Source organism: Rhodococcus sp. 06-221-2 (assembly GCF_002258365.1).
GTDB classification, from domain to species: domain Bacteria; phylum Actinomycetota; class Actinomycetes; order Mycobacteriales; family Mycobacteriaceae; genus Rhodococcoides; species Rhodococcoides fascians.
Window position 1 is genome coordinate 525624 of sequence record NZ_NOYJ01000035.1, and the last position, 13446, is coordinate 539069.

Here is a 13446-nt window from a genome sequence, read left to right on the forward strand (position 1 = left end):
CGTCGAGTCTCTACATCTGTTGGGGAACAAGAAGCTTCACTTTGTCGCATTTGCCGGACCGCACGCGATGTATATCGAACAGCAACACTTCATAACCACCGTTTCACGGCGATTTCTCAGACATCAGTGCTACAAAGTGTCCATGACCGGGTTGCTGATAGGCGTAGTCGTCTGGATGGTGTGCGCTGCAATAGTCGCCACCGTCCTCGGCCGCGTCGCGCACCGAGGAGATTCCGAGGAACTCGGATCCACCATCGAGTGGAATATCGACGGTCTCGATCGCGAAGTTCAACACGAGAACTGACGGTCTCAGTCGACTCGATCGACCAATTCGATCAGGATTGCCGACGCTGCGGCCAACGTTTCCCGCTGCCGAGCCGACAACTCGTCCAGCTGTTCGGCAAGAGCGATTTCGCGAGACGCCACCTCGTCGCGAGCAGTCGCAACGCCCGCCTCGGTCAACTGCAGCACCACCTGCCGGCCGTCGGTCGGGTGCGGCTCACGGACAATCAGGCCGGCCTCGACCAACTGATGCGACGACCGCGACACCGACGGCGGCTTGATTCGCTCCCGAGAAGCCAGTTCACCGGTAGTCATCGGCCCCTCACGAAGCAACGTCGTCAGAATCGACAACTGAGCCACCGGCAACCGGTCGCTCGAATGCCGCAGACGCAGTCTCCGATTCAGCCGCATCGCACTGACGGACAGATCCCGCGCCAGCTGGGAATCGGGTAGATCACTCACGTGTCCAGATTACGACACCGAGGGGCATTCGCCCGATTCGCGAAACAGGCTACGAGTTGATTGAACTTGCCCATAACAAACCGCTGCCATGGTTGCGAGGTGTTATCGGGGAAACACCATGAAACGGGGCAGTTTTGACACGCGTGGGATCCAGACTCTTGACAGTCGCAGCACTGACGGTGACGGCATCGATGCTGGTCACAGGCCCAACGGCCCTCGCCGACCCCAACGCAATCAACCCCATCGCCGGTCTGAACGGAACATTCGGATTGCCGCAACTGCACGGCCGCGCACAGGCCGTCGCCCAGGTGACCGGAATGTCGAGCCCGAACATGACCCAGAACGTCAACATGATCGGCACCGACCTCGGCATCATGTGGGACAACGGCCGAGGCGAGGTCCTGACCGCCTTCGGCGACACCGCAGGCGTCGGCGTCCCCAACCTCCTGCAAGGCAGCCTCTGGTCCTGGCGCAGCAACGCCATCGTCCGCAGCAGCGACCGAAACCTCGCCGATGGCATGAACTTCGACAGTGTCGTCAAGGACGCCGTCGGACAGACCAAAGAAGTCGTCCCCAGCCCCAAGATCCCCTTCGTCGAAATCAGCCGAATCCCCACCGCCGGAGTCGCCGTGGGCGACACCCGGTACCTCAACCTCATGTCGGTCAAGAACTGGGGACCCGCAGGTACCTGGGACACCAACTTCTCCGGCCTCGCCGCCTCGACCGACAACGGAGAGAACTGGGCCGCACTACCCGAGACCCACAGGCCGAGCGCCGGCGGAGATCGAAACTTCCAGCAAAGCGCCTACCTGAAGGACAACGGATACATCTACCAGTACGGCACACCGCCGGGTCGCTCCACACTCGGCCACGTCGCTCGCGTCAGAGATGCGGACATCACGAGGCTCGGCGAATACGAATATTGGACGGGTAAGGACTGGAAGAAGGGCGACCCTGCTGCGGCCGCCCCCATCGTCGACGGCGTCGGCGAACTGTCGGTTGCATACAACGCCGCTGTGGGCCAGTACCTGATGATGACCACTGACAACGCCAATTCCATTGTGCTGCGGAGTTCTTCATCGCCCGTCGGACCGTGGAGCCCACCCGAGGTACTGGTCGACACTCGCGAGATCAGCTCGATCTACGCCCCGTACATTCACCCGTTCTCGACGGGCCGCGACCTCTACTTCTTGGCGACGGTGTTCCAGAACTACAACGTGCTGTTGCTGCGGGCCACGCTGTAGCAGTTCCCATTAGGCTTCCGGCGTGGACGCTGCCGAATGGGATCGCAAGTACGAACGCCGAGAACTCGTCTACGGCGAGGCTCCGAATGCCACCTTGGTCGAAGTCGCGACGACAATCCCGCGCGGTCGAGCCCTCGATCTGGCGGCCGGCCAAGGTCGCAACGCCATCTGGCTCGCGACGCGCGGCTGGACCGTGGACGCCGTCGACTTCTCGTCGGTGGCATTGACGCGGGCGAGTCGAGTGGCCGAGTCGGCCCCGCGGTCGGTGCGCGAGCGCCTGACCTGGATACACGCCGATGTGACGAAGCTGGCAACCGAGCCCAACTATGACCTGGTGCTCATGTTCTACCTCCATTTGCCTCCGGACGAGCGACGCCGAGCCGTATCGGCTGCGGTGTCGGCGTTGAAACCTGATGGAATCCTCATGATTCTCGGCCATCACTCGTCGAACATCACCGACGGCGTCGGCGGTCCACAGGAAGCCGAGATCCTGTACACACCAGAGGATCTGGCGGCGGACGTCGGGGACCGACTCACCGTCACCACGGCGGAGAACCGGTATCGAGACGTGACCGGCGGCACAGCGATCGACGCTCTATTACTGGCGAGTAGGTCCGCCCTTGGCAGCGGAACCGATCGGGGGTAATATCCGTTAAGTTACCGACGAGTAGCTAACTTGGGCGGTACTCACGAGACCGCACCACCGACTGGAGAGCGAACGAGCAATGGGCCATTACAAGAGCAACCTCCGGGACCTCGAATTCAATCTCTTCGAGCTGTTCGGACTCGACGAGACCCTCGAGGGCGACAACTTCGGCGACATGGACGGTGAAGTAGCCCGTGACATGCTGCGCGAGGTAGTACGCCTGGCCGAGGGCCCCCTGGCGGAATCCTTCGCGGACGCCGACCGCAACCCCCCGGTCTTCGATCCCGAGACCCACAGCCTGAAGCTGCCCGAATCCTTCAAGAAGTCCTACAAGGCCCTCGCCGACGGTGAGTGGTGGCGTGTCGGCCTCGACGAAGAGGTCGGCGGCATGGCAGCGCCTCGCAACCTCTTGTGGGGCATCAACGAGATGCTCCTCGGCTCGCAGCCCGCCGCCTTCATGTACTCCGCAGGCCCCGGCTTCGCAAACATCCTGTACCACAACGGAACCGACGAGCAGAAGGAATGGGCCAAGGTCGCCGTCGAGCGCCAGTGGGGTGCCACCATGGTCCTCACCGAGCCCGACGCCGGATCCGACGTCGGCGCAGGACGCACCAAGGCAATCAAGCAGGACGACGGCTCCTGGCACATCGAGGGCGTCAAGCGCTTCATCACCTCGGCCGTCTCCGACGACCTCTTCGAGAACATCTTCCACCTCGTGCTCGCACGCCCCGAAGGTGCCGGACCGGGCACCAAGGGTCTGAGCCTGTTCTTCGTTCCGTCCATCCTCTTCGACTTCGAGAAGGGTGAACTGGGAGAGCGCAACGGCGCCTTCGTCACCGGCGTCGAGCACAAGATGGGCCTCAAGGCCTCCGCCACCTGTGAGCTCACCTTCGGTGGCCACGGCGTCCCCGCCAAGGGCTGGCTCGTCGGCGAGGTCCACAAGGGCATCGCGCAGATGTTCGACGTCATCGAGCACGCTCGAATGATGGTGGGCACCAAGGCAATCGGTACCCTCTCCACCGGCTACCTCAACGCACTCGAGTACGCCAAGGAACGCGTCCAGGGCGCCGACCTGACGCAGATGACCGACAAGACCGCACCGCGCGTCACCATCACGCACCACCCCGACGTGCGCCGCAGCCTCATGATGCAGAAGGCGTACTCCGAGGGCCTGCGCGCGGTGTACCTCTACACCGCCGCACACCAGGACCCGATCACCGCCAAGCAGGTCTCGGACGCCGACGAAGACATCGCCTACCGCGTCAACGACCTGCTGCTGCCCATCGTCAAGGGCGTCGGCTCGGAGATCGCCTACCAGGTGCTCGCCGAATCGCTCCAGACCTTCGGTGGCTCCGGCTTCCTGCAGGACTACCCCGTCGAGCAGTACATCCGCGACGCCAAGATCGACTCGCTGTACGAAGGCACCACCGCCATCCAGGCGCAGGACTTCTTCTTCCGCAAGATCGCCCGCGACCGCGGCGTAGCCCTGGCTCACGTTGCCGGACAGATCAAGTCGTTCATCGACAGCGAAGCAGGCAACGGACGCCTCAAGGCCGAGCGCGCACTGCTCGCCACCGCCCTCGAAGACGTCCAGGCCATCGTCACCTCGATGACCCAGCACCTCATGGGCGCACAGGACCAGCCCACCGAGCTGTACAAGGTCGGCCTGGCATCGGTGCGTTTCCTCATGGGCTTCGGCGACCTGCTCATCGGCTGGCTGCTGCTGCGTCAGTCCGAAATCGCCATCGCCGCACTGGACAACGGCGCAGAGGGCAAGGACAAGGCGTTCTACGAGGGCAAGATCGCAGTGGCCTCGTTCTTCGCCAAGAACATCCTGCCGCAGCTCACCGCCACGCGCGCCATCCTCACCAACATCGACAACGACATCATGGAACTGGACGAAGCAGCATTCTGATTCCCTGAAACCTTCGACGGCCGCACCTGTTCAATGGTGCGGCCGTTGTTGTTCGTGCGCCGTCGGTCTCGCCTCGGCTGACGGCCTGCGTAGCGGCGCAAACGCGCGCGCGTTTGTCAGATGCGCGCGAATTCTGCGGAATACTTAGGCGATTTCGCGCGCGTTCGGCAAATGCGTGCGCGTTTGCGACCTAGCCGGGGCCGATGGACTTCACGCGCCACGGTCACCGAACCCGACCCACGTAAACGCTCCCCCGGTAGACGCTTCCCCCAGCCCTGGCGCAAACGCGCGCGCGTTTGTCAGATGCGCGCGGATTCTGCCGAATAGTTAGGCGATTTCGCGCGCGTTCGGCAAATGCGTGCGCGTTTGCTCCCGACTCGATGTAATTCGCACGCTCCCTCGCGGTGCCGGCAGGGCAGCGGCCCGTTCTACAGCTCGGGCAACGCGCGCCACCAACTCTGCTGGATTCGCCAGGTCCGCCCAGGTCCAGCGCACCACCGGATAGCCGAGATCGCGCACCGCGTCCTCCCGTACCTTCTCCCTGAACACCACGTCGCCGGGGTTCTCATCCTGTCGTAAGTACTTGGTGTACTTGGCTTTACCGTCGAACTCGCACACGACGAGGCCATTGACCATCCAATCGATCCGTGCCACCGATCGCCCACTTGGATCCAGGATCTCCACCTGAGACTCGACGTCGAATCCACCCTGGCGCAGTATGATTCGACTCTGCGATTCCCCGGGGTTTTCACTGCGCCCGTCCATGAGGTTCACCGCTCGTCGCGCCTGCGCCACACCTTTCCAGCCCCGAGCCCGCTGCAACTCCGCGTCGAGCTCACTCTCGTCACAGCACTTCAGCGCCACGTCACCTGCGATTACCGCAGACAGCAGCGTCTCGGTTCGAGCAAGGTCGACCACTGTCCGAGCCAGCGAGGTCACCGAGACACCGTCGACCGTCACGCTCGATAAGGACGGTGCACAGTGCACGGTCACAGCCGTATTCGTACGACCGCCGCCGCGGCGGTGTCGGGTGACGTGAACCTTGTCCAATCCGCCAGTGGGTAAGGGTAATCCGTGCAGTAGTGCAGCCGAACGGTGACTGACGACGTAACCACCGGACAAGATCGGCAAAATCGCATCGATCAACAGTCTGTGCCGCTCCTGTTCTGTCAGCCCGGCCAATCTCGACGACGGAACGTAGACGCCATTCACAAAACGCTCCCAGCCACCCCGCTCATACATTGCGCGCAACTCGTGATCGGCGCTCCCGTCTGCCAGCGCCTCGGAGCGTCGAATCATTCGGTCGTCCTTCATGCTCCGAGTCTCGGCCATGCGTCGACGGAGTCGAGCTCGAAAGTTGACGACTGTGCACAACTCCGGGCTTGTGGATGAATACAGGTACCGGCGTACCAGTTCGCCTAGCTGTCAGTCCCGCAAACGCGCGCGCATTTGTCAGGTGCGCGCAGAATTGTCGACTATTCGGCCACTATTTCGCGCGCGTTCAGCACGTGCGCGCGCGTTTGCGAAGCAGACGGAGCCGAAACAGGTGGACGAGCAAACGAGGCCGCACCGAGCGAAGCGCAGCTGCACCACCAGGAGAACCGGCTCGGCAAAGCGTCGCCGGCCGACTTCACGAGACCGATCCGACAAACGCGCGCGCATTTGTCAGATGCGCGCAGAATTGCCCACGATTGGGCCACTATTTCGCGCGCGTTCAGCAAGTGCGCGCGCGTTTGCGAAAACCGGAGGGCGAACCGAACAGGCCGAAGGTGGGCGGACAGGGCCGAACCGGAGGGCGAACCGAACAGGCCGAAGGTGGGCGGACAGGGCCGAACCGGTGGGCGGGCCGAACAGGCTGAAGGGGGCCGAACCAAGTCGAACAGCGGTTACTGCTGAAGTTTGCGGAACTTGCTGCCGTGGAACACGATTGGATTCACTTCACTCTGCACTTCGAGGGAATGGATGCGTAGCAACACTATTGCGTGATCGCCCGCGGGGATTTGTTGCTCGACGGTGGTGTCGAGCCAGGCGGTGGCACCGACGATGAAGGCCGCGCCTCCGTCGGTGACGGTGAGGTCGAGACCGGCGAAGCGGTCACCGGTCTTCGCAGCCAAAGTGCGGACGGCATCGTTGTGTGCTTCCCCGAGCACGCTGACGCCGATGTTCGGCGCAACTTCCAGCTTCGGCCACGTGGTCGACGTGTTCTGGATGCACACCGCTACCAACGGAGGATCGATCGACACCGACACGAAGCTACTGGCCGCCAAGCCCACCAGGGCACCGTCGATTTTCGCAGCGATCGCCACGACGCCACTGGGGAACTGCGCGTACGCCTCACGAAGTGTCTGTTGATCGAGGACGGTGCGTGTGAGCGTCATGGAGGATGCTCCCTTTCGATCGTGCGGTGCCGAGCGCACCTCTACTGTTGCAACCTCGTCGCGGCGGCATTCGTTCCGGGCATACGTCTACATCCAGCAAACACCCGATCGAGCGTCGACGCCACAGTCCGAATCCGCGTGATTCGAAGTGACACGTCGAGCACAGGACGTCACTCGTCGTCGTTCGGGCGCGGGGGGTCGTCGGGTTCGGGGGTCGGAGCCGGACGATCGGGCTGGACGCATTTGACGATCGGAATGGGGTCGTATTTCACGGTTCTGGTGTTGCGCGAGATCTCCCTGCCCGACGCGGCGTCGCTGATCACCCGGGTGTCGCTGGCGGTGAATCCCGGTCCCCCGCCGGATGCGACGCAGCCGGCACCGGCCGGCAATGTCACGGTGTTCGGCGAGGTGGGCCGCGTCCGGGGCCCGGTGATCGACTCGACGTCGACGGTTTTGGTGCCCCACAGCCGGACGGTGACGCTGGACGAATCCGCGAACGACTCGATCACCACGCCGGTGTCGTTGGGGTTGGTGAACTTCAGGTCGATGGCACCTTCGAAGACCGTCGCTTCCCGGGCCTCGGGGTATCGACTGATGTAGTAGCTGTGCTCGGTGTGGTCGGTGTCTTCCATGCCCGCGAAGTACGACGCGTTGTACAGCGTCGTCGCGAATTGGCTGATGCCGCCGCCGACGGCACGATCGGGTCGACCGTTGTCGATGATTCCCGATTCGACGAAGCCCTGAGCGGTCCCGCGCGGACCGGTGTACCCGTTGAGCGAGAACGTCTCCTTCGGCTTGACCAGCGCGCCGTTGACGATCTGCGCGGTGAGCCCGATGTTCACGCCCGACGCGTACTCGAAACCTCCGGTCGTGTACTCCGCGACCACCTCTCGCACGCCGAGATTCTCAGCCGCCTCGGTGGTCAGGGCAGGCGGCGCCGGTTCGTAGACGGCCTCGGTCGAGCGCGGACCGTCCGCAGCCAGCAGGGCGGGAAGCTGCTCGAGGGTCTTGTTCCACTCGACCAGCTCACCCATCACTCCGGGAACGACGGTGGGAGCTCCGCCGGAGAACGTGAACGACGCGTCCTTGGGAGGAACTTCGGTGCGGACCAGTTGCGGAGCAAGAATGCCGGTGGCGATAGCGGTGTCGTAGATCGGCGTGAGACCGCCCTGCCCGTCCGGGTCGAAGCGCAGCACCTCACCCACACGGTCCACCGGCAACGTCGCATCCACGTTCTGTCGGCCTTCGATGACCACCGGCTCCGAGACCGCGGGCGCCGCGACGTTGGACAGTGCCTGATCGACCGCATCCTGCGTCACGGTGACAGGGGTGGATTCGTAAACGACCTCGGTCGCACCCGTCGACCACTCGGTCTGCAGATTTCGACGCGTCCCGTCGGCGTCCAGAACTCGCCCGGCCAGCGGTTCGACGGCTACCGGGGTGGCACCTTCGAAGACGACGTCGCCTTCGACGGGCGCACGGTCCGTCTCCGCTCGCAGGCCGTCGATGGCGACCGAGAGTGCCTGCTCGTCGGTGGTGGAGACGACGCCGATCTCCCGGCTTCCGAACAGCGACGTCAGACGCGTGATCGGGTTGATGGGCTGCGTACCCGCGCGATCGAGCGTCGCGTTCCAATCGACTCCCAGCCCGGCCGCGGCAGGCAACACCTCGACCTCCCGGTCGTCGATGCCCACCTGAATCGGCTCCTCCGCCCGAGGTCCCAATTCGGCACGCAGTACGGCCTCGGCGTCGGAATGACTCTTGCCGCCTACCTCGATACCGGCAACGGTCACACCGCGCGGAACCCGATCGCTGGAAGCAATCCAGTCCGCCGCGTACAGCAACCCGAGGACGGCAACCACCGCGCCGGTACCGATGGCAATCTTCTTCCACGGCGGCGTGGACCCGGATCCGTCGTGCTCCGCCGAACCGTTCTCAGGGGGAGCAGAGGGAGGTTCGGTCGGTGGCTGAGGTTGCCCGGCGTCAGAAGCGGACGGCAGAACAACGGGCTGCGCCACCGTCGGCGATTCGTCCGCCACCGGTGCGGGCTGCGCGTCCGCGCCGGGTGCAACAGACTCGGCCTCGTCGATCTGGTCGACGTCCGGATCACCGGCGGTATCGAGGTCGGCAACCGGCTCTGATTGCTGCTCGACCTCGGTGGTGGCATCGGGTTCGGTTCCCTCGGCCTGCGTCAGCTCGGCATGGTTCGCATCGGATTCGTTCGCGTCGGATTCCGTGGCGTCCTGGCCCTCGGAGACCGGCTGCTCTGCGTGCTTCGGCTCCTCGGCATCGTCGCGGATGGCCCCGAACACCTCGGTCGGCGTGTCGTACGGCGGTACGTCGGGGCGGGGCTCGGCACCCTTCGGCGCGTCACCCGACCTACTGTTGCCCTCGCTCACATTCGACCCTTCCAGGACCGTCGATTCAAATTCCGGCCTGCTGCGCGGCGTACCCCGCGGACGAGCTTACGCAAACCGCACAGCACCGCTCGTTCCGAGACCCTCGCGTGCGCCATACGCAAAAGGCCCCGCACTGCTGCCGGGTCGGGGGTCAGGCAGCAGTACGGAGCCACACGGAATATATGCAGACTTCAACCACTCGTTACAGCGAGTTCGGAATTGCCATCGTCATTTCATTCGATTGAATGAACCGTGGGTCGTCGAACCGTCGTCCTGCTCCACGGCCCGCGCCCAATGTCCCGTCCTGACCAGCGCAAGAGTGAGCAGAAGCCGGTCGCGTGCATCGGTCAAGTCACGCCCGGTCAACTCCTCGATTCGACGCACCCTGTAGATGACGGTGTTGCGATGGCAGTAGAGCGCCTTCGCAGCGTTGGTGGGCGAACCGTCCGAAGCGAGCATGTGCGCCAACGTGTCGAGCAACGTTTCTCGGTGCGGCTCCGGATGCGTGAACAGAGCGCCGAGCGCATGGCGAACCAACAGTTCCGACGACTGATCGTCGGCGGCCATGATCACCCTCGGCAGTCGGTCCGTCGCCAACGCGACGCCACTGTCTTCGGTGATGGTCTCTGCCGTCAGTGCCGCCAGGCGATATGCCGCCGCGAACGACGCCACGCCCTCGGGCGAATGCGCGACACCCACGGGGCCGACCGCCCGCGCGGCTAGGGCGTCGATGACCGATCTCCACGATCCGGTCCCGAGTGCCACGAGCGCGAATTGGTGCCCGTCGCGAGTGTTCCAGTGAGACACTGCGCCGATCTGGTCCATCGCGTCCTCGGGCGCGGGGAGCGGAGGCGACCCCTGATCGTCGAGCGGGCCGACCACGCAGGCGATCTGCTGTGAGGCCGAAAGGCCGAGGGTCGCGCGGGCCTCGATCACGAAAGCCGGATCACCGCCTCGGCCCGACCGGAGACCGTCCAAGATCACCAGCACATTGGCGAGATCACGCTGCTGCATACGCGCGCTCTCCTGGCGGTACGCCTCGACGAGAGTTTCGTACTGACTGTCCAGCGCTCTCCACAGCTGCTGGCCGGCGACGAGCAGGAGATGCTCGTCGATCACGGATCTGCATTGTTCACGCTCGAGCATCAACTCTTCCCACAGCGTCCGACTCCCGAGCGTGTACGCCTTCAGCACCAACTCCATCGGAATGCCCTGGCGCGCACGCTCTCTCCCGGTGCGACGCCATACCTCTCGGGCGTTGTCGCCCGCGGCCGCAAGACCGGACAGCGTGCGTAGGCCCTGGCTGATATGCGCGCGAGTACTGCGACGAATTTCGCCGGCGATGTCAGGAGTGGTGCTTGCCAGGTATGCGGGTTCCTGCTCTATCAGCGCCAGCGTGATCGAGTCGGCAATCGCGTCCGCCCGCGGCAACAGCGCGGCCCACGCACCGCGAATCTTCTCCTGGTCGGAGGGCTTCACAGCGCCGCGCGCAGCGGATCGCGACGTCGCGCGCCGCACCCCGGGAGAAGCCATCCGCCCATTTTTGCGCACAGAGCCCACATCACAGGGTGATTTGACCGTTACTGGTGCCCAGACACCCAAACATTCTGTGCGGAGCGCCCATACCGCGCGTTGTGCTGGACGCCCCATAGTGGACCCAACAGATTGTGAGGTGCATCACTTGAACTCTCTCGACACGATGGATCCGGTCCTCACCATGACGGACGTCGACGTGTCCTTCGGCGGCATCGTCGCGCTCTCCGGAGTGACCATCGAGGTGCGACCCGGCGAAGTCCTCGGCGTCATCGGACCCAATGGGGCAGGCAAAACCACACTGTTCAACGTTGCGTGCGGTCTCGTTCGACCTCAATCGGGAACCCTGGGCCGACACGGCGAAACCTTGAGCCGCCTGCGCCCACACGACCTGCCCCGGCTCGGCATGAGCCGAACGCTGCAGGGACTGGGACTGTTCGATCGAATGACCGTGCTGGACAACGTCATGGTCGGGGCCGACCGAACGGCACGCACCGGAATCCTCAGCGGCCTCCTCGGCCTTCCCTCGAGCGCGGCCGACGACGCGGCGGTCCGCTCGACCGCGATGAACACCCTGGAACGACTGCGCATCGACGGCTACGCGCACCGGCTGCCACCGAGCCTGCCCTACGCGGTGCGCAAACGCGTGGCCCTCGCGCGCGCACTGGTAAGCGAACCGTCGTTGATCCTGCTCGACGAACCCGCCTCGGGCCTGTCCAACGACGAAATGAGCGAACTCGGTGACGAGATCCGCTCTCTCACATCAGTAAACAAGGATTCCCAGCCGGACCGACCGGCAACATCGGTCATGCTCGTCGAACACCACATGGACCTCGTCATGACCGTCTGTGACCGGATCTACGTCCTCGACTTCGGCAAGGTCATCGCCCAGGGCACGCCGGATCAGATTCGCGAGGATCCGGCCGTACTGGCCGCATATCTCGGAAACGAGGTGGCACATGACAACTGACGCGACACACCTGAAAATCACCGACCTCACTGTGCACTACGGGCCGGTCACCGCCCTCGATTCGGTGTCGATGACCGTCACCGCGGGCACGATCACCGCCGTACTCGGAGCGAACGGTGCCGGAAAGACCACGCTGCTGCGCACTGTCTCCGGCCTCCTGAAGCCGACGTCGGGACGCATCGAGCTCGCCGGCGTCGACATCGTCGGCATACCTCCGGATCGCATGTCCCGTAAAGGGCTTGCACACGTGCCCGAAGGCCGGGGCGTGATAGCAGAATTGACCGTCGACGAGAACCTTCGCCTCGGTGCGTTGGGACGCAACAGAAGTCACGACGCCGTGACCCTCGATCGGATCTACGACATGTTCCCGCCGCTGACCGGACGCCGAACCTCGTCGGCGCACACGCTGTCGGGCGGAGAACGGCAGATGTTGGTGATCGGTCGAGCACTGATGGCAACACCGTCGGTTCTCCTCCTCGACGAACCGTCGCTCGGGTTGGCTCCGAAAGTCGCCGCACAGATCTTCGAAACGCTGCGCGCACTCGTCGATTCAGAATCGATGACCGTCGTGCTCGTCGAACAGAACGCGCGCAGTGCACTGTCCATCGCCGAACATGCCGTCGTCCTCGATCTGGGCAAGGTCGCGGTGGAAGGCCCGGCCGACACCTTGGCCGGGGACGACGCCCTCCGACACGCCTATCTCGGGTTCTAGAGCAAGCCGAAAGGACGCCAGCCACAGTGCAACAACTGCTCACCATCCTCATCAACGGCGTGACGACAGGCATGGTCTATGCCGCGTTCGCCCTCGCTCTCGTCCTCATCTGGCGATCGACCCGCATCGTCAACTTCGCCCAGGCACCGATGGCCATGATCACCACGTACGTCGCATTGGTCGTCATCGACGCCGGTTACTCGTACTGGTTGGGCTTCGGAGTCGCGCTGCTCAGCGGACTGTTGTTGGGAGCGTTGATCGAACGACTCGTCATCCGGTTCGTCGACAGCTCCTCGCACATCAACCCGGTGATTCTGACGCTCGGGTTGTTCATCATCATTCATGCGGTTGCGGCCATCATCTTCGGGAACCAATTTCGTTCGTTCCCAGCACCGTTCGGTCTCACCGGCCAGAAGGTCGGGGACATCAACGTGGCCCTGACCGGATACGACGTGTTCAAGATCGTCGCCGTTCTCGTGGTCCTGGGCTTGCTGATTCTGCTGTTCCGGTTCACCGATCTGGGACTGAAGATGCGCGCCAGCGCATTCGAGCAGGAGGTGGCCAAGCTGCTCGGAGTCCGGGTGAGTCGAATGCTCACGCTCGGTTGGGCTTTGGCCGCAGTCGTCGGATCGCTGGCCGGGCTGCTCATTGCCGGTGGCTCGCTGGTGCACCCCGGGTACATGGACTCGATCGTCGTCTTCGGTTTCGTCGCAGCCGTTCTCGGCGGTCTCGACAGCCCGGCAGGCGCAGTGGTCGGAGGCCTGCTGATGGGCGTCGGGCTCAGTTTCGTCAGCGGCTACCTCGGCCAGGACCTCGTGTCGAGCGCGGCGTTGATCATTCTGATCGTCGTTCTCCTCGTCCGCCCGAGCGGGTTGTTCGCCAGCGCAGCAGCCAGGAGGGTATGA

At 64.0% G+C, this 13446-nt stretch carries 12 protein-coding genes; 7 read left to right on the plus strand and 5 right to left on the minus strand.

What is annotated here, in order from left to right; genetic code table 11:
- The first annotated feature begins 142 nt into the window (after positions 1–142).
- On the plus strand, positions 143–304 hold the full coding sequence (locus CH281_RS27060; RefSeq protein ID WP_167328661.1) for a hypothetical protein: 162 nt from the start codon (positions 143–145) through the stop codon (positions 302–304).
- 5 nt (positions 305–309) lie between these two features.
- Here the strand turns inward: CH281_RS27060 and CH281_RS24230 are convergent, their stop codons facing one another.
- Positions 310–744, minus strand: coding sequence for a MarR family winged helix-turn-helix transcriptional regulator (locus tag CH281_RS24230; protein WP_032367083.1), 435 nt, complete (start codon positions 742–744; stop codon positions 310–312).
- Between the two features lie 191 nt (positions 745–935).
- Between CH281_RS24230 and CH281_RS24235 the strand changes: the two genes are divergently transcribed.
- The 3 genes from CH281_RS24235 (at position 936) to CH281_RS24245 (ending at position 4549) form a co-directional block, all read left to right on the plus strand.
- Positions 936–1988: a DUF4185 domain-containing protein gene (locus CH281_RS24235; RefSeq protein WP_094695805.1), complete on the plus strand. Its 1053-nt coding sequence runs from the start codon at positions 936–938 to the stop codon at positions 1986–1988.
- 22 nt (positions 1989–2010) lie between these two features.
- Positions 2011–2634 (plus strand): class I SAM-dependent methyltransferase, encoded by a 624-nt coding sequence (locus CH281_RS24240; protein ID WP_094695717.1) that lies wholly within the window; start codon positions 2011–2013, stop codon positions 2632–2634.
- A 79-nt stretch (positions 2635–2713) separates the two neighbouring features.
- Positions 2714–4549 carry an acyl-CoA dehydrogenase gene (locus CH281_RS24245; protein WP_027495393.1) on the plus strand — a complete coding sequence of 612 codons (1836 nt, stop codon included), beginning with the start codon at positions 2714–2716 and terminating at the stop codon, positions 4547–4549.
- 327 nt (positions 4550–4876) lie between these two features.
- On the opposite strand, the gene CH281_RS26665 is transcribed toward CH281_RS24245, so the two are convergent.
- The 4 genes from CH281_RS26665 to CH281_RS24265 all read right to left on the minus strand — a co-directional run bounded on the left by CH281_RS26665 (position 4877) and on the right by CH281_RS24265 (position 10859).
- Positions 4877–5488 carry a hypothetical protein gene (locus CH281_RS26665; protein ID WP_143544872.1) on the minus strand — a complete coding sequence of 204 codons (612 nt, stop codon included), beginning with the start codon at positions 5486–5488 and terminating at the stop codon, positions 4877–4879.
- A gap of 947 nt (positions 5489–6435) precedes the next feature.
- Positions 6436–6927 carry a flavin reductase family protein gene (locus CH281_RS24255; RefSeq protein ID WP_032369483.1) on the minus strand — a complete coding sequence of 164 codons (492 nt, stop codon included), beginning with the start codon at positions 6925–6927 and terminating at the stop codon, positions 6436–6438.
- A 170-nt stretch (positions 6928–7097) separates the two neighbouring features.
- Positions 7098–9326: a VanW family protein gene (locus CH281_RS24260; RefSeq protein ID WP_094695719.1), complete on the minus strand. Its 2229-nt coding sequence runs from the start codon at positions 9324–9326 to the stop codon at positions 7098–7100.
- Between the two features lie 228 nt (positions 9327–9554).
- Complete coding sequence (locus tag CH281_RS24265; RefSeq protein ID WP_052053499.1) at positions 9555–10859, minus strand: PucR family transcriptional regulator; 1305 nt, start codon at positions 10857–10859, stop codon at positions 9555–9557.
- 184 nt (positions 10860–11043) lie between these two features.
- Between CH281_RS24265 and CH281_RS24270 the strand changes: the two genes are divergently transcribed.
- The 3 genes from CH281_RS24270 to CH281_RS24280 are packed head-to-tail and all read left to right on the plus strand — an operon-like array spanning position 11044 to position 13446.
- Positions 11044–11829 carry an ABC transporter ATP-binding protein gene (locus tag CH281_RS24270; RefSeq protein WP_053068714.1) on the plus strand — a complete coding sequence of 262 codons (786 nt, stop codon included), beginning with the start codon at positions 11044–11046 and terminating at the stop codon, positions 11827–11829.
- Positions 11819–12541: an ABC transporter ATP-binding protein gene (locus CH281_RS24275; protein WP_027495389.1), complete on the plus strand. Its 723-nt coding sequence runs from the start codon at positions 11819–11821 to the stop codon at positions 12539–12541. Before CH281_RS24270 ends, CH281_RS24275 begins: the two co-directional genes overlap by 11 nt.
- 26 nt (positions 12542–12567) lie before the next feature.
- Complete coding sequence (locus tag CH281_RS24280) at positions 12568–13446, plus strand: branched-chain amino acid ABC transporter permease (RefSeq protein WP_027495388.1); 879 nt, start codon at positions 12568–12570, stop codon at positions 13444–13446.

Excerpts from the sequence above, each read along its gene's own strand:
- CH281_RS24245 (WP_027495393.1), top strand. The coding sequence starts at position 2,714 with ATGGGCCATTACAAGAGCAACCTCCGGGACCTCGAATTCAATCTCTTC.
- CH281_RS24255 (WP_032369483.1), bottom strand. The coding sequence starts at position 6,927 with ATGACGCTCACACGCACCGTCCTCGATCAACAGACACTTCGTGAGGCG.
- CH281_RS27060 (WP_167328661.1), top strand. The coding sequence starts at position 143 with ATGACCGGGTTGCTGATAGGCGTAGTCGTCTGGATGGTGTGCGCTGCA.
- CH281_RS24270 (WP_053068714.1), top strand. The coding sequence starts at position 11,044 with ATGACGGACGTCGACGTGTCCTTCGGCGGCATCGTCGCGCTCTCCGGA.
- CH281_RS24265 (WP_052053499.1), bottom strand. The coding sequence starts at position 10,859 with ATGGCTTCTCCCGGGGTGCGGCGCGCGACGTCGCGATCCGCTGCGCGC.
- CH281_RS24235 (WP_094695805.1), top strand. The coding sequence starts at position 936 with ATGCTGGTCACAGGCCCAACGGCCCTCGCCGACCCCAACGCAATCAAC.
- CH281_RS24275 (WP_027495389.1), top strand. The coding sequence starts at position 11,819 with ATGACAACTGACGCGACACACCTGAAAATCACCGACCTCACTGTGCAC.